The following is a 14,621-nucleotide window of genomic DNA, read 5'->3' on the forward strand; positions in this document are numbered from 1 at the left end:
CGGCCTTTCACATTCGGGATGATGCAGATGGAAAACCCCCAAGCCCGCTTTGTTCAGGGCTCGCTTTGGCGTCACGTCGCGGTCATGTCGCTGACCACTTCGCTGGGGCTGGTCGCGGTGTTTTCCGTCGATCTGATCAACATCCTTTACATCTCGTGGCTGGGCAATCCGCATTTGCAGGCGGCTTTGGGCTATGCGGCGGCCATTCTGTTCATGACCACCTCTTTCGGCATTGGCCTTTCCATCGCCTCGTCGGCCTTGGTCGCCCGTGCGGTGGGCGCGCGGGATCCGGCGATGGCCCGGCAAAGGGCGACAAGCGGCCTTTGGCTGGCGGGCATCACGGGCGGGCTGTTTGCCCTGACCATCTGGGTCTTTCTGTCACCGCTGCTGAGCGTGCTGGGGGCGACGGGCGAGACCCACGCCCATGCGCTGTGGTTCTTGCAGATTGTCACACCCTCGCAGCCCTTGGTCATGATCGGCATGACCGGTGGCGCGATCCTGCGGTCGCATGGCGACGCGCCCCGCGCGATGTGGATCACGTTGGGGGCTGCGATGGTCACGGCGGCGCTGGATCCGATTTTTATCTTTGTGCTGGATATGGGCCTGACCGGGGCGGCCATTGTTTCGGTGATTTCGCGGATCGTCATGGCGGTGGTTCCGGTCTGGTTCATTCTGCGCCACCACGGGGGGCTGAACCGACCCGATTGGGTGGGGTTGCGGCAGGATGCTGTGCCCCTGTTTGCCATCGGTGGCCCCGCCATCCTGACGCAGATCGCGACGCCGGTGGGTCAGGCCTATGTCACCGCCGCTATGTCGCCTTTTGGCGAGGATGCCGTCGGGGCTATGGCGATTGCGGGCCGCCTGGTGCCGGTGGCCTTTGGCGTGATCTTTGCCCTGTCCAGCGCTGTGGGGCCGATCATGGGCCAGAACCTTGGGGCAGGGCGGATGGACCGCGTCAAGCAGACCTATTGGGAATCGCTGAAGTTCACCGCCCTCTCGGTCGTTCTGGTCTCGGCCCTGCTGTTCTTGCTGCGAGCGCCCTTGGCCGATCTGTTTCATGCAACCGGCCAGACGCGCGATCTGCTTTATCTGTTCTGCGGCCCGCTGGCGCTGCTGTGGTTCTTTAACGGCGTCATCTTTGTTGGCAATGCCACCTGCAACAATCTGGGCAGGCCCTTTTGGTCGACCGTCATCAACTGGGGTCGCAACACTGTGGGCACGATTCCCTTGGTCATTCTGATGGCGGGCTGGTGGGGGGCAGATGGCGTGCTGATCGGGCAAGCCTTGGGCGGGGTTTTGTTCGCTTTGCTGGCGCATCTTGTCGCGACAAGGGTTATTCGTTCGCGACAAGAAACAACTCAAGGTGGTTCTTGACGTCAAGCCTTTCGAGGCGCAAGCTGAGCTTAGGTGGGGACAACTTGTGACGCTTCTGCAAAGGGGCGATGTAGGGGGTCTGTGATGACGACTTGGTTTGCGCCGCGTTCTTTGGAGCCGCATTTGTCGGCGATGATGTTCGATGAATTGGTGGAACATCTTCGACATCGCCCCGATTTGACCGATGTGCAGGTGACGGACCGCGATCACATGATCCTGTGTTTCCGCAAGGCAGGCATGTCTGCCGATGGCCCGGTTTTGACCTTGAATGCCCGCGCCATGGCCTGTTCCGCCGAAAGGGTCCAGATGCCCTGCGCTCAGCGTTTGGCGCAGATTGACCGATTCCTTGCATCAATCCTGCCGCAGGCTCAGGCGGCGCTGGACCTGTCACAACTTTATCCTGTCGTGCGCCACAGGGATCGCATCGTTGATCTGGAATCGCCTTTGGTGCGTCCCTTGGCAGGCGATATGATCACGGTCGTCATGCAGGACTTGGGCGACAGTTTGGCGACCATCACGGCCTGCGAATTGGGGGGCAAGTCGGTCGAGGATCTTTGGCAGGCCGCGGGGATCAACCTGCGTCGCGCGTTGGGCCAGTTTGATGCCACGCCAGAAGCGCCGGGTTATCTGACCATCCGCTGGCCGGACAACCCGGTTCTCAGCGGCTCGATCCTGCTCGCCTCGGGCATTCTGGCGGCCTTGGTGCGGCAACAGGGTTGGCGGGTCGCGGGCATTGGTGCTGCGGCACGGGGCACGATCCGTTTGGCCGACAGCGGCGATGACGAGGCGATGGCCTTGATGCAGGCCGATCTGGCGCAGGATCTGGCGGGTGCCCAGCCCCAGTCGGAATTGATCTTCCGCCTGTCTGCCGACACACCATGGCTGGAACCTTGGCAGAAATGGACCGGGGCAGGGTTCAGCCCGCTGCCGATCCAACGCCGCCATTAGGTCGCAAAAGCGCGATAAAGCGTCGATTCCTCTTGCCAGCTTTCGCGGGCCGCGCTACCCCTTTGCCCGTCAGTTCGGGAGAATCCGGGGGTCATGCCTCGGTGCCGAAGGAGCAACCGCCCCGGTAAACTCTCAGGCGCAAGGGACCGTTCTGGCAGAAAGACTCTGGAGAGTGGCGCGGATGCGCCCGCCGAAGGGATAACGATCTCAGGCGCCCGGAACGGGCAAGGACAGAGGGGGCACGGTCGGACGGCGGGAACCGTTCGTTGTGCTGTCGGCTTTTTCAGGCTGGCAAGGAATGGGGGCGGGATGAGCGATCTTCTGCGGCTGGGTCTGCATGACCTGCATTTGGGTCTGGGGGGCAAGATGGTGCCCTTCGCAGGCTATGACATGCCGGTGCAATATCCGGCAGGGGTGATGGCCGAACATTTGCACACGCGCACGCGGGCGGGTCTGTTTGACGTCAGCCATATGGGGCAGGTGATCCTGCGGCCGAAAACCGACATGGAAACGCTGGCCTTGGCGTTCGAGCGGCTGATGCCGATGGATGTTCTGGGTCTGGCGGCGGGGCGGCAGCGCTATGGGCTGCTGACGAATGATCAGGGCGGGATTCTGGACGATCTGATGTTCGCGAACCGGGGGGACCACCTGTTCGTGGTGGTGAACGCCGCCTGCAAGGCACAGGACATTGCCCATCTGACCCAACATCTGTCGGACGTGGCCGAGGTGCAGCCCGTAGAGCGTGGCCTTCTGGCCCTGCAAGGGCCTTTGGCCGAGACGGCCTTGGCGGCGCTGGTGCCGGGTGTTGCCGCGATGCGCTTCATGGATCAGGGGATTTTCGGTTGGCAGGGTGGCGAGCTGTGGATTTCGCGGTCGGGCTATACCGGCGAGGATGGGTTTGAGATTTCGGTATCCCATGCGCAGGCCTTGGATCTGGCGCAGGCGCTGCTGGCGCAGCCGGATGTGATGCCCATCGGCCTTGGCGCGCGCGACAGCCTGCGGCTGGAGGCGGGGCTTTGTCTTTACGGCCATGACATTGACGAAACCACCAGCCCGGTGGAGGCTGGCCTGACCTGGGCTATCCAGAAAGCCCGCCGCGCGGGCGGGGCGCGGGCCGGTGGTTTCGCAGGCGACACCCGCATTCTGCACGAATTGGAAAACGGCCCCGAACGCCTGCGGGTGGGCCTTGCCCCGCAAACCCGCGCGCCGATGCGCGAACATGTGCCACTGTTTGCCACGGATGGCACGCCCATCGGTGAAGTGACCAGCGGTGGCTTTGGGCCCAGCCTGAACGCGCCGATAGCCATGGGCTATGTCGCCCGCGCCCATGCCGACATCGGCACCGATCTGGAAGGCGAGGTCCGCGGCAAGCGCTTGCCCGTCACCGTGGCCGCCCTTCCCTTTATCCCCGCCACCTTCAAACGCTAGGAGATCGCAAATGAAATACACCAAAGAACACGAATGGCTGCGGGTCGAAGGCGATCTGGTGGTCGTGGGCATCACCGAACATGCGGCGGCCGCGCTGGGCGATGTGGTGTTTGTGGAACTGCCCGAAGTCGAGACGATGATGGCCGAGGGCGACGAGGTTTGCGTCATCGAAAGCGTCAAGGCGGCGTCGGATATTCTGGCCCCGGTTGATGGCCAGATTGTCGCTGTGAATGACAAGCTGACCGAGGCACCGGGTCTGGTGAACGAAGACCCGACGGGGGCCGCTTGGTTCTTTAAGATGAAACTGGATGATCTGTCCGTGCTGGATCAGTTCATGGACGAAGACGAGTATAACGAGCTGATCGGCTGATCCTATTCAACGCCCCATCTGAATTTTCATTGAAGAGTTTCAGATGCCCCTGCGCGGGGATCGGGCCCATGCGGAAAACCAGTGATGACCTTCACCCCTTCGACCTACAACCCCTATGATTTTGCCAACCGTCGGCACATCGGCCCATCGCCTGCCGAAATGGCCGAAATGCTGCAAGCGGTGGGCACGCCCAGCTTGGACGCGCTGATTGGCGAAACTGTGCCGCCCTCGATCCGGCAATCGACGCCCCTGGATTGGCTGCCTTTGTCCGAGGCGGATCTTCTGGCCAAGATGCGGGCGGTGGCGGGCAAGAACAAGGTCATGCACAGCTTGATCGGGCAGGGTTACTACGGGACGGTCACGCCCCCCGCGATCCAGCGGAACATTCTGGAAAACCCAGCTTGGTATACCGCTTATACCCCCTATCAGCCCGAAATCGCGCAGGGACGGCTGGAGGCTTTGTTGAATTACCAGACGATGGTCGCTGATCTGACCGGCTTGCCGGTGGCGAATGCGTCGCTGTTGGACGAGGCGACGGCGGCGGCCGAGGCGATGGCGATGGCAGAACGCAGCGCCAAGTCGAAAGCGAAAGGGTTCTTCGTTGACGAAAACCTGCATCCGCAGACGATTGCCGTGATCCAGACCCGCGCACTGCCGCTGGGGATTGAGGTGATCGTTGGGGCCACCGAAACGCTGGAGCCTGAGAAGGTCTTTGGCGCGATCTTCCAGTATCCGGGGACTTATGGCGAGATCACGGATTTTACCGGCGTGATCGAACGGCTGCACGGGGCCAAGGCCTTGGCGATCCTGGCGACGGACCTTTTGGCGCTGACGATGATCAAGGAACCGGGGGCGATGGGGGCCGATATTGCGGTGGGTTCCTCGCAACGTTTCGGCGTGCCGATGGGTTACGGCGGGCCGCACGCGGCCTTTCTGTCCTGCCGGGACGATCTGAAACGGGCGATGCCGGGGCGGATTGTGGGCGTTTCGATTGATGCGCGGGGCAACAAGGCCTATCGCCTGTCGCTGCAAACCCGTGAACAGCATATCCGTCGCGAAAAAGCGACCAGCAACGTCTGCACCGCGCAGGCGCTGCTGGCGGTGATGGCCTCGATGTATGCGGTGTTTCACGGGCCGATGGGTCTGCGGGCGATTGCCGAACGGGTGCATTTCAACACCGTGCGTCTGGCGAAGGCGTTGCGCGTGGCGGGGGCTGAAGTCTCGCCCAAAGCCTTTTTCGACACGATTACGGTTGAGGTGGGCGTGGGCCAAGCGGGCATTCTGGCCGCGGCACGTGCCGAAGGGGTGAACCTGCGCAAGATTGGCACTGACCGCGTGGGGATTTCCTGTGATGAAACCACGACCGAGGATGTGCTGCACCGCGTTCTGCGCGCCTTTGGCATTCACACCGCGCCGCCCCATCGCGCCGATCTGGGCTTTCCCGAAACCATGCTGCGGGAAACCGACTATCTGACCCATCCCGTTTTCCACATGAACCGGGCGGAATCAGAAATGATGCGCTACATGCGCCGCCTGTCCGACCGCGATCTGGCGCTGGACCGGGCGATGATCCCCTTGGGGTCTTGCACGATGAAGTTGAACGCGGCGGCGGAAATGATGCCGATCACCTGGCCGGAATTCGGCTCGCTGCATCCGTTCGCGCCGATGGATCAGGCGCTGGGCTATAAAGAGGCGATTGACGATCTGTCTGAGAAACTTTGCCAGATCACCGGCTATGACGCCTTTTCCATGCAGCCGAACTCTGGCGCGCAGGGGGAATATGCGGGCCTCCTGACCATTCAGGCCTATCACCGTTCGCGGGGCGATGATCAGCGCGATGTCTGCCTGATTCCGGTTTCGGCGCATGGCACCAACCCGGCCTCTGCCCAGATGGCAGGGATGCAGGTGGTGGTTGTCGGCTCCATGCCCAATGGCGATGTCGATATCGAAGATTTCCGCGCCAAGGCCGATGCGGCGGGCGACCGTCTGGCGGCCTGCATGATCACCTATCCCAGCACGCATGGCGTGTTCGAGGAAACGGTGCGCGAGATCTGCAAGATCACCCATGACCATGGCGGCCAAGTCTATCTGGACGGCGCGAATATGAACGCGCTGGTGGGGCTGGTGAAACCGGGTGAGATCGGGTCGGATGTCAGTCACCTGAACCTCCACAAGACCTTTGCCATTCCGCATGGTGGTGGTGGGCCGGGGATGGGTCCGATTGGCGTTAAGGCGCATCTTGCACCCTTTCTGCCGGGGCATCCCGAAACGGGCGGGGATGAAGGGCCGGTTTCGGCGGCACCCTATGGCTCGGCCTCCATCTTGCTGATCTCTTGGGCCTATTGCCTGATGATGGGGGGCGAGGGTCTGACGCAGGCGACGCGGGTCGCGATCTTGAACGCGAACTACATCGCCTCACGTCTGAAATCGGAATATCCGGTGCTGTTCATGGGCAACCGGGGCCGTGTCGCGCATGAATGCATTCTGGATACCCGCGTCTTTGCCGATTGTGGTGTGACCGTGGACGACATCGCGAAACGGTTGATCGACAACGGTTTCCATGCGCCGACGATGAGCTGGCCTGTGGCCGGAACGCTGATGGTGGAACCCACAGAAAGCGAGACCAAGGCCGAGATTGACCGGCTGATCCTGGCGTTTCTGGCCATCCGCGCCGAAATCCGGGCGGTCGAGGCGGGTGAAATCGCGGCCGAGGACAGCCCCCTGCGCCATGCGCCACATACGGTGAACGATCTGGTCGCCGAATGGGACAGGAAATACAGCCGCGAACAGGGCTGCTTCCCGCCGGGTTCCTTCCGCGTCGACAAATACTGGCCGCCCATCGGTCGGGTCGACAACGTTTATGGCGACCGGAATCTGGTGTGCATCTGCCCGCCGGTCGAGTCGTATGCTCAGGCAGCGGAATAAAAACACCCCTGAATTGGATTGCTTTAAGAAACAAAAAAGCGCCGGGGCCAAAATAGGTTCCCGGCGCTTCACATTCCGTTGAGGAATTCCCCGAACTTGCCGCATGTCGAACACTTTTGACCGGGAATCCATCCTACAAAAGTCCACATCCTCAACAATTGTGCGGTCAAAGTTAATGTCGTGCCCTGGGGAAAAATTATGGTCGACTATCCAATTAACAATTCCGGAACTGCGACGGGCGCTGCCGGGTCCGACAAAGTTATCTACAACATCACCGTTGCGGGCGGTGTGACCCTTACGGGGATGACAGGATCGCTGGCCACGGGCTATTCAGGCACCTTCAACGGGCCGGGCGGCAATGATGGCACGTTCAGCGGCATTGAGCATTTCACCTTCACCGACAATGCAGGCAGTGCCGACAGCATCACCACCGGCGATGGCAATGACTCGTTGGTCGGCGGCGGTGGCAATGACACGCTGAATGGCGCAGCGGGCAGCGACAGCCTGTATGGCGGCAACGGCGACGATCTGTTGACCATTGTTGTCGACGGCACCGATGTGATCGACGGCGGCGCGAACAACGACACGCTGAACGTTGTGGGCGGCAGCACGGGCTTTACCCTCACGACCTCGGCTATTTCCGGCGCGGGCACCGCGACCATCGCGGGCATCGAACAATTCAACGTCACGGGCTCTTCGGCGGCTGACACGATCACCACCGGCACCGGCAACGACACGATCAACGCGGGCGGTGGCGACGATACGATTGACGCGGGCAGCGGGGCCGATTCGGTCAACGCTGGCGCGGGCAACGACCGGATCATCATCAACCTCGGTGGGACGGACACGATTGACGGCGGCGCGGACACTGACACGGTTGTTGTCGTCGGCGCGGGGGCGGCCCTGACAGTGACGACCACTTCCATCAGCTCGGCCGCTGGCACAGCCAACCTGACCAACGTCGAACGTTTTGATGTCACCGGCTCTTCGGTCGCCGACAATATCACCACGGGCGGGTCCAGCGATTCCGTCAGCGGTGGCGCGGGCAACGACACAATCAACGCAGGCGAAGGTTGGAACAACGTCTACGGCGGCGCTGGCGATGATCAGATCACTGCCGGAACCGGCAGTGACAACATTTACGGCGGCGACGACAACGACACCATCAACGCTGGCAATGGCAACAACTACGTCGAAGGCGGCAATGGCAACGACAATGTCACCACCGGCAATGGCAGCGACACTGTCCTGTCGGGTGCTGGTTCTGACAGCATCAACACCGGCGACGGCGATGACTACATCACGCTGGAAGTGGGCGGCACCGACAGTGTCAACGGCGGGAACGGCAACGACCGTCTGAACGTCAACATCGGCGGGGCGACGGCGATCACCCTGACCCTGACCAATATCACGCGCGGCGCTGACACGGTAACCTTGTCCGGTATTGACCGTTTCAACATCACGGGCTCGACCGCAGCGGACAACATGACCACGGGCAGCGGCGATGACACGGTCGATGGCGGGCAGGGCAACGACACCCTGAACACCGGCGCCGGGGCCGATTACATCACCGCAGGGAGTGGCGATGATGTTGTTGTCGCGGGCGATGGCAATGACACGATCTATGGCGGCACAGGCGCTGACAACATCGATGCTGGCATCGGCAACGACTATGTCGAGGTTTATGGCACGTTTGACACCGTGATCGGTGGTGCCGGGATTGATACCCTTCAAGCTGATTGGAGCGCGGACATCACAAGCCGCGTCCTGGACGCCAATGCAAATGGTCTTGAGGTGCTGGATGTCACCTTGGGCTCTGGAAACGACTCGCTGGTTTCGGCGCAGTCGCATATTGCCGATGACTATCTGGATGCAGGGTCGGGCAATGATACGGTCCAGGTTTTCCTGGGTGGGAATGACGTGGTTGTGGGCGGCAATGGCACGGATGTCATTGAAGTTATAAACAACCGTGTCGGGACTTCAGTAAACTTGACTAACCTGAGCGGTGCTGGCACCTACTCAGGCACGTTCTTGTCGTCGGGTCACTCTGTCAGTTTTTCGGGAATCGAAATTATCCGATTTGTCGACAATGTTGATGGCGACGACGTAATTGAAGGCGCAAACACAGTTAATGCTGGCGGAGGCAATGATATGGTAGACGGTACAATTGGCAATGACCTGCTTGATGGCGGTGCAGGGAATGACTCGATCAATGGTTTGGCTGGCGACGACACCATCAATGGTGCGGCTGGCGCCGATACTTTGCGCGGTGGTCTGGGCAATGACTCGATCACCGGCGGCTCGGGCAACGACAAAATCTATGGCGACGATGGCGACGACGCTCTCTTTGCTTCGAACCTCGACTACGCCTATGGCGGCAACGGCAATGACGTGCTGACCGGTGGGGACGACCGCGAGTTCCTGTATGGCGGCGCAGGCAACGACGTATTCTATGGCGGTCTGGATCGTGACTACATCTATGGCGATGCCGGTGTGGACTACTGGTATGGCGATGCAGGCAAATATCTTGACATCGTTGTGTCGATCGACCTGAACACCACCAGCGTCTATCAAGGTTCGCAAGGCCGCATTCGCTTTATCGAAGGCATGAACTTCTCGGCCAGCAACAAAAGCGACTGGATCACCCTCCACAACACCTCGGCCCTGAATGACGTTCTGGTCATGCGCAACGGCAACGACCGGGTTGAAATGATCATGGGCGGCCAGGATGAATTCTTTGGCGGCGCTGGCACCGACATTCTGGAAGTGACGGGTCGTGATCTGGTGGCAGCCACCACCATGACCGGCAGCACGCTGGTATCGGGCCTCGACACGATCAACTTCGACTCGTTTGAGCGTCTGTTCTACACGGCTGTTGGCACCGGCAACGACCTGCTGCTGGGTCTGTCTGGCGCTGACGTGATCAAGTCGGGTGACGGCAATGACACCGTGACCGGCGCTGCTGGTGGTGACAACCTGAACACCGGTGGCGGCAACGACAGCGTCAACGGTGGTGACGGCAACGACACGATCACGGGCGGCGACGGCGATGATATCATCCTCGGCGCAGCGGGTCAGGATCGGATCATGGCCGGTGCTGGCAACGACACCATCACGGGCGGCGGCGCAGCCGACGTTATGACGGGTGGTTCTGGCGCAGATCTGTTCATCTTCTCCAGCGCAATCCAGCAGGGCGGTGATCGGATCACCGACTTCCAAGATGGCGTCGACACGATCCAGATTTCGGGTGTTGTCTTCGCAGACTTGGATATCCGTCAGCGCACCAACGGCGATCTCGAAATCAAGATTTCGCGCGGCACGTTCCTGGTTCTGGACGACACGGCCAAAGCCTCGATCACCGCTGCGGACTTTGACTTCATCTAACCCGCAGACGACAATACCGAAACGCCCCGGCCAAAAGCCGGGGCGTTTCCACATCTTGACTTTGGCAAGGTGACGCGCCAAACCACCCTCGTCTGGGGCAGTAGCTCAGTTGGGAGAGCGCGTCGTTCGCAATGACGAGGTCAGGGGTTCGATCCCCCTCTGCTCCACCAGACACCCTCGCAAAGCCGCCCAAGGGGCGGCTTTTGCGCTTCAGGCGTCCAGAAATACCCGCACCGTTTCTTCAAAGGCCCGCGGTTGGTCGGCGTGCAGCCAGTGACCCGCTTCGGGCAGCTTGGCAAAGCGGGCCTTTGGAAACATCGCCTTGATCGGCGCGCGATATTCCGGCTGCATGTAATGCGACAGCGCCCCAGTCAGGAACAGTGTTGCCCCGGGAAACTGACCCGAAACCCCAGGCCAACCGATGATCTGCGGCATGTCCCGCGCCAGAACATCCAGATTCAGCCGCCAGCGCGCCCCGCCTTCGGCCTTCAGGTCCAGCGATTGCAGAAAGAAGGCTCGCAGACCTGCATCGGGTACCAGCGGCTCTAGCCGCTTGTTCGCCTCGCTGCGCGTCGTGATCCCGTTCAGGTTCAAGGCCTTCATCGCTGAGATATGCTGCGTGTTGTCATGGGCATAGGCCACCGGCGCGATGTCACCCACCACCAGACGGCGGATCAGATCAGGCCGGGTCAGGGCCAGCACCATCGCGGCCTTGCCCCCCATCGAATGACCCAGCACATCCACCGGCCCGCCGATGGCTTCAATGATTTCGACCAGATCGCGCGCCATGTCGGTATAGGACTGGCTGTCAAACCAGGGGCTTTCGCCGTGGTTCCTTTGATCGACGGCATAAACCGGACGGCCCGCCGACAGATTGCGGGCAATGGCGTTCCAGTTGCGCGCCGAACCGAACAGGCCATGCACGATCAACAGGGATGTTCCGGGGCCGTCAGAGGGGAAAGAAACAAGGTTGAGCATATCCTTTCCTAGCAAAGCAGCGGGCCGGTTGAAAGCGGGGCAGGGGGCGGATAAGCATTCGGCGGGCAATGGGGCAGGTGATGACCGACTACTCGCAAATGGCCGACCGTCTGGCCGAGGCGCTGGCCAGCAAGTTGCGGCTGAAGGGGGCCAGTCTTGGCGAAAAGCTGCGCCGCGGACAGCGGCTTTTGCCGCGCAAGGTGCGTGAAGCGGCGGCCCTGATCGACCGGGCGGCCGCGTTGGAAGGTCATCCGAAATTGGCGGTCCAGATTGACGACGCCAAGGTGCAGGCGGCCTATGATCTGTGCATGAAGCACCTGAAAGCGGTAAATCCATGGGAAAAGCGCAAGGATTTGCTGATCTCCACCGGACTGGCTGTCGTCGGGGCGCTGGTCGTCACGGCGCTGGTGACGGGCTCGCTGCTCGGCTGGCGGGGCTTTCTTTAGCATCGGGCCGCATCACCAGCGTCACGGTGACAAAGGCCACATAAAGCAGCAAATACCACGACCCCAGCTTTTGCAGGCTGACCATCTGCCAGTCGGCCTGCCCCGCATAGACCCAAGTGCCGGTCATCGTGCCGACGTTTTCAGCGACCCAAAGCGCCAAAGCCGACAGAATGGCGGCCAAGGGCAGAGGCATCCACCAGTCGCGGCGGGAAATGCGGAACCAGATGCGGGTGCGGCCGAAGATGATCAGAGTGGCGGCGAACAGGGCGATGCGGATGTCCATGACAAAGTGATGCGCGAAAAAGTTCAGATAGATGGCGGAGGCCAGTACCAGCGTCACCCAGAACGGCGGATAGGGGGTGAAACGCATGTCAAAGATGCGGATGACGCGGGCCATATAGCTGCCCACCGAAGCATACATGAAACCGGAAAACAGCGGCACGCCCAGCAGTTTGAACAGCCCAGGTTCAGGATAGGCCCAAGAACCAGCGCTGACCTTGAACCATTCCATCGCCGTGCCCGTCAGATGGAACAGCAGGATCACCCGCGCCTCTTCCCATGTCTCCAAGCCACGCCACAGAAAGACGGCTTGGATGCCCACCGCAAACAGAAACAGCGCGTCATAGCGTTGCAGGGGCCAATTCGCCTGCCAGACCAGTTTCGTGGCGATGATGGCCAGCAACAGCAGGCCCCCGAACAGGCAGGCCCAGCCCTGTTTCAGCACGAACATGACCAGTTCCGCCAAGGCAAAGGGCAGGCGGGCACGGGCATAATCGCCAAGGGATCGTTCAAGACGGGTGGATTGATTGTTCATGGTCCCTCTGCACCGGACAGATGAAGAAGAAAATCAGCAAATATTGCTTAGACTGTCAGCATCACCGGATGATGCGCGGCCTATTCGAACACCTTTGCGTCAAGGTCCGAGCCGAGGCGCAAGGGATCCGGGCCATATTGGTTCGGCCCGACGGTTCCGGGCATGAAGAGCAAGACAAGGGAAAAGATGGCCCCAACGAGGGGGATGGCGGTGATCAAAATAGCCCATCCTGTCCAGCCGATGTCGCGGCAGCGCTGGGTCGAGGCGGCAAGGTTTGATAGCCCAGCAGGAATGATGAAAAGCATCCCAATCAGCATGACCATCCCCGGCGATTCGCTGCCTTTTGGTGTAAGCAAGACCGCCAAAACCACCCCAACAAAGGCCAGGGTCATCCAGCTAAGGTATAAAAGAAAGTAACTCATCCGATTGCGACGACCCGAAAAGGCGAACATATCTTCGAAAACCGGTTTTGACATTTATTTGCCCTGTGTTTGATTTCGGCAATAAATACCAGAAGTAATCAAAGTGCCACTCGTCTATCGCGAATTTTATCCGTTTCGCGTGGAGCGCGAAATTGAAACGGCCTCTGGGCATTCCCAAAGGCCGTTTGTCATACATGGTTGCTGCCGGCTTCAGGTGATCAAAGTCCCGGATACAGCGGGAACTTTGCGCAGAGCTCCGACACGCCCTTACGCACCGATGCCTCCACTTCGGCATTGCCCGCCTCACCATTCGCGGCCAGACCGTCCACCACCTGCACGATCCAGTCGGCGATCTGGCGGAATTCGACCTCGGTGAAGCCACGGGTCGTGCCCGCGGGCGTGCCCAGTCGCACACCGCTGGTCACAAAGGGCTTTTCCGGGTCAAACGGCACGCCGTTCTTGTTGCAGGTGATATGCGCCCGGCCCAAAGCGGCCTCGGTCGCCTTGCCCGTCACGCCTTTCGGACGCAGGTCAGCCAGCATCAGGTGGTTGTCCGTCCCACCCGACACGATGTTGATCCCACCCTTCATCAGCTGATCCGCCATCGCCTTGGCGTTTTTCACCACTTGCGCGGCATAATCCTTGAACTCGGGCCGCAGCGCCTCGCCAAAGGCCACAGCTTTTGCCGCGATCACATGCATCAACGGCCCGCCTTGCAGGCCGGGGAAGACGGCCGAGTTGATCTTTTTGGCAATCTCTTCGTTGTTGGTCAGCACCATCCCGCCACGCGGCCCGCGCAGGGATTTGTGCGTCGTTGTCGTCACCACATCGGCATGGGGCAGGGGCGACGGATGCACCCCACCAGCCACCAGACCGGCGATATGCGCCATATCGACCATCAGATAGGCCCCCACCTCATCCGCGATCTTGCGGAAGGCGGCCCAATCCCAGACGCGGCTATAGGCCGTGCCCCCCGCAATGATCAGCTTGGGCTTATGGGTCAGCGCCGTTTCGCGGATCTGCTCCATATCCAGCATCTCGTCCTGCTTGCGCACGCCATAGGACACGACGTTGAACCATTTGCCCGACATGTTCACCGGCGAGCCATGCGTCAGGTGCCCACCCGAATTCAGGTCCAGCCCCATGAAAGTGTCGCCCGGTTGCAGCAGCGCCAGAAACACCGCTTGGTTCATCTGGCTGCCCGAATTCGGCTGCACATTCGCATAGGCGCAGCCGAACAGCGCCTTCGCCCGTTCAATGGCCAGCGTCTCGGCAATGTCCACATACTGGCAGCCGCCATAGTAACGCTTGCCCGGATAGCCTTCGGCGTATTTGTTCGTCATGACCGAGCCCTGGGCCTGCATGACGGCAAGGCTTACGATGTTCTCGGAGGCGATCAATTCGATCTCATCGCGCTGGCGGCCCAGTTCCTGGGTGATTGATCCGAACAGTTCGGGATCGCGCGAGGATAGGTTTTCGGTGAAGAAACCGGCGTCACGGTGCGGGGCGTTCATGGGGCTCTCCCTAAGGCA

At 60.9% G+C, this 14,621-nt stretch carries 11 protein-coding genes, 1 tRNA gene and 1 riboswitch; of the genes, 8 read left to right on the forward strand and 4 right to left on the reverse strand.

What is annotated here, in order from left to right:
- Positions 1–84: 84 nt before the first annotated feature.
- From IE095_RS04195 to IE095_RS04225, 7 genes are all read left to right on the forward strand, one after another.
- A complete protein-coding gene (locus IE095_RS04195) occupies positions 85–1,374 on the forward strand; it encodes an MATE family efflux transporter (RefSeq protein ID WP_229804490.1) in 1,290 nt (429 codons plus the stop codon).
- 84 nt (positions 1,375–1,458) lie between these two features.
- Complete coding sequence (locus tag IE095_RS04200; protein WP_189410368.1) at positions 1,459–2,322, forward strand: DUF1444 domain-containing protein; 864 nt, start codon at positions 1,459–1,461, stop codon at positions 2,320–2,322.
- Positions 2,323–2,387: 65 nt separating this feature from the next.
- Positions 2,388–2,481: riboswitch (glycine riboswitch) on the forward strand.
- Between the two features lie 150 nt (positions 2,482–2,631).
- The gene (gcvT, locus tag IE095_RS04205) at positions 2,632–3,750 is read left to right on the forward strand and encodes a glycine cleavage system aminomethyltransferase GcvT (RefSeq protein ID WP_189410369.1); all 1,119 of its coding nucleotides are present in this window, start codon (positions 2,632–2,634) and stop codon (positions 3,748–3,750) included.
- A gap of 10 nt (positions 3,751–3,760) precedes the next feature.
- On the forward strand, positions 3,761–4,120 hold the full coding sequence (gene gcvH / locus IE095_RS04210) for a glycine cleavage system protein GcvH (protein ID WP_189410370.1): 360 nt from the start codon (positions 3,761–3,763) through the stop codon (positions 4,118–4,120).
- An 84-nt stretch (positions 4,121–4,204) separates the two neighbouring features.
- Positions 4,205–7,045 (forward strand): aminomethyl-transferring glycine dehydrogenase, encoded by a 2,841-nt coding sequence (gene gcvP / locus IE095_RS04215; RefSeq protein ID WP_189410371.1) that lies wholly within the window; start codon positions 4,205–4,207, stop codon positions 7,043–7,045.
- Between the two features lie 198 nt (positions 7,046–7,243).
- Positions 7,244–10,429, forward strand: a complete 3,186-nt coding sequence (locus IE095_RS04220; protein WP_189410372.1) for a beta strand repeat-containing protein — start codon at positions 7,244–7,246, stop codon at positions 10,427–10,429.
- A gap of 94 nt (positions 10,430–10,523) precedes the next feature.
- Positions 10,524–10,599 (forward strand) — tRNA-Ala (locus IE095_RS04225).
- Between the two features lie 40 nt (positions 10,600–10,639).
- On the opposite strand, the gene IE095_RS04230 is transcribed toward IE095_RS04225, so the two are convergent.
- Positions 10,640–11,407, reverse strand: coding sequence for an alpha/beta fold hydrolase (locus tag IE095_RS04230; protein ID WP_189410373.1), 768 nt, complete (start codon positions 11,405–11,407; stop codon positions 10,640–10,642).
- 80 nt (positions 11,408–11,487) lie between these two features.
- Between IE095_RS04230 and IE095_RS04235 the strand changes: the two genes are divergently transcribed.
- Entirely contained in the window at positions 11,488–11,853 is a 366-nt protein-coding gene (locus IE095_RS04235) for a hypothetical protein (protein WP_189410374.1), read from the forward strand.
- Here the strand turns inward: IE095_RS04235 and IE095_RS04240 are convergent.
- The 3 genes from IE095_RS04240 to glyA all read right to left on the reverse strand — a co-directional run bounded on the left by IE095_RS04240 (position 11,804) and on the right by glyA (position 14,603).
- A complete protein-coding gene (locus tag IE095_RS04240; RefSeq protein WP_189410375.1) occupies positions 11,804–12,667 on the reverse strand; it encodes a DUF817 domain-containing protein in 864 nt (287 codons plus the stop codon). The two genes, IE095_RS04235 and IE095_RS04240, sit on opposite strands and share 50 nt — an antisense overlap.
- A gap of 80 nt (positions 12,668–12,747) precedes the next feature.
- A complete protein-coding gene (locus IE095_RS04245; protein ID WP_189410376.1) occupies positions 12,748–13,143 on the reverse strand; it encodes a DUF805 domain-containing protein in 396 nt (131 codons plus the stop codon).
- Positions 13,144–13,307: 164 nt separating this feature from the next.
- Positions 13,308–14,603: a serine hydroxymethyltransferase gene (glyA, locus tag IE095_RS04250; RefSeq protein WP_189410377.1), complete on the reverse strand. Its 1,296-nt coding sequence runs from the start codon at positions 14,601–14,603 to the stop codon at positions 13,308–13,310.
- Positions 14,604–14,621 lie beyond the last annotated feature (18 nt).

This window comes from Neogemmobacter tilapiae, from assembly GCF_014652215.1.
In the GTDB taxonomy this organism is placed as follows: Bacteria; Pseudomonadota; Alphaproteobacteria; order Rhodobacterales; family Rhodobacteraceae; genus Neogemmobacter; species Neogemmobacter tilapiae.

Bases quoted from the DNA above. Each gene is read 5' to 3' on its own strand.
- glyA (WP_189410377.1), bottom strand. From the start codon at position 14,603: ATGAACGCCCCGCACCGTGACGCCGGTTTCTTCACCGAAAACCTATCC.
- gcvH (WP_189410370.1), top strand. From the start codon at position 3,761: ATGAAATACACCAAAGAACACGAATGGCTGCGGGTCGAAGGCGATCTG.
- gcvT (WP_189410369.1), top strand. From the start codon at position 2,632: ATGAGCGATCTTCTGCGGCTGGGTCTGCATGACCTGCATTTGGGTCTG.
- IE095_RS04235 (WP_189410374.1), top strand. From the start codon at position 11,488: ATGACCGACTACTCGCAAATGGCCGACCGTCTGGCCGAGGCGCTGGCC.
- IE095_RS04245 (WP_189410376.1), bottom strand. From the start codon at position 13,143: ATGTCAAAACCGGTTTTCGAAGATATGTTCGCCTTTTCGGGTCGTCGC.
- gcvP (WP_189410371.1), top strand. From the start codon at position 4,205: ATGACCTTCACCCCTTCGACCTACAACCCCTATGATTTTGCCAACCGT.
- IE095_RS04240 (WP_189410375.1), bottom strand. From the start codon at position 12,667: ATGAACAATCAATCCACCCGTCTTGAACGATCCCTTGGCGATTATGCC.
- IE095_RS04230 (WP_189410373.1), bottom strand. From the start codon at position 11,407: ATGCTCAACCTTGTTTCTTTCCCCTCTGACGGCCCCGGAACATCCCTG.
- IE095_RS04220 (WP_189410372.1), top strand. From the start codon at position 7,244: ATGGTCGACTATCCAATTAACAATTCCGGAACTGCGACGGGCGCTGCC.
- IE095_RS04200 (WP_189410368.1), top strand. From the start codon at position 1,459: ATGACGACTTGGTTTGCGCCGCGTTCTTTGGAGCCGCATTTGTCGGCG.
- IE095_RS04195 (WP_229804490.1), top strand. From the start codon at position 85: ATGTCGCTGACCACTTCGCTGGGGCTGGTCGCGGTGTTTTCCGTCGAT.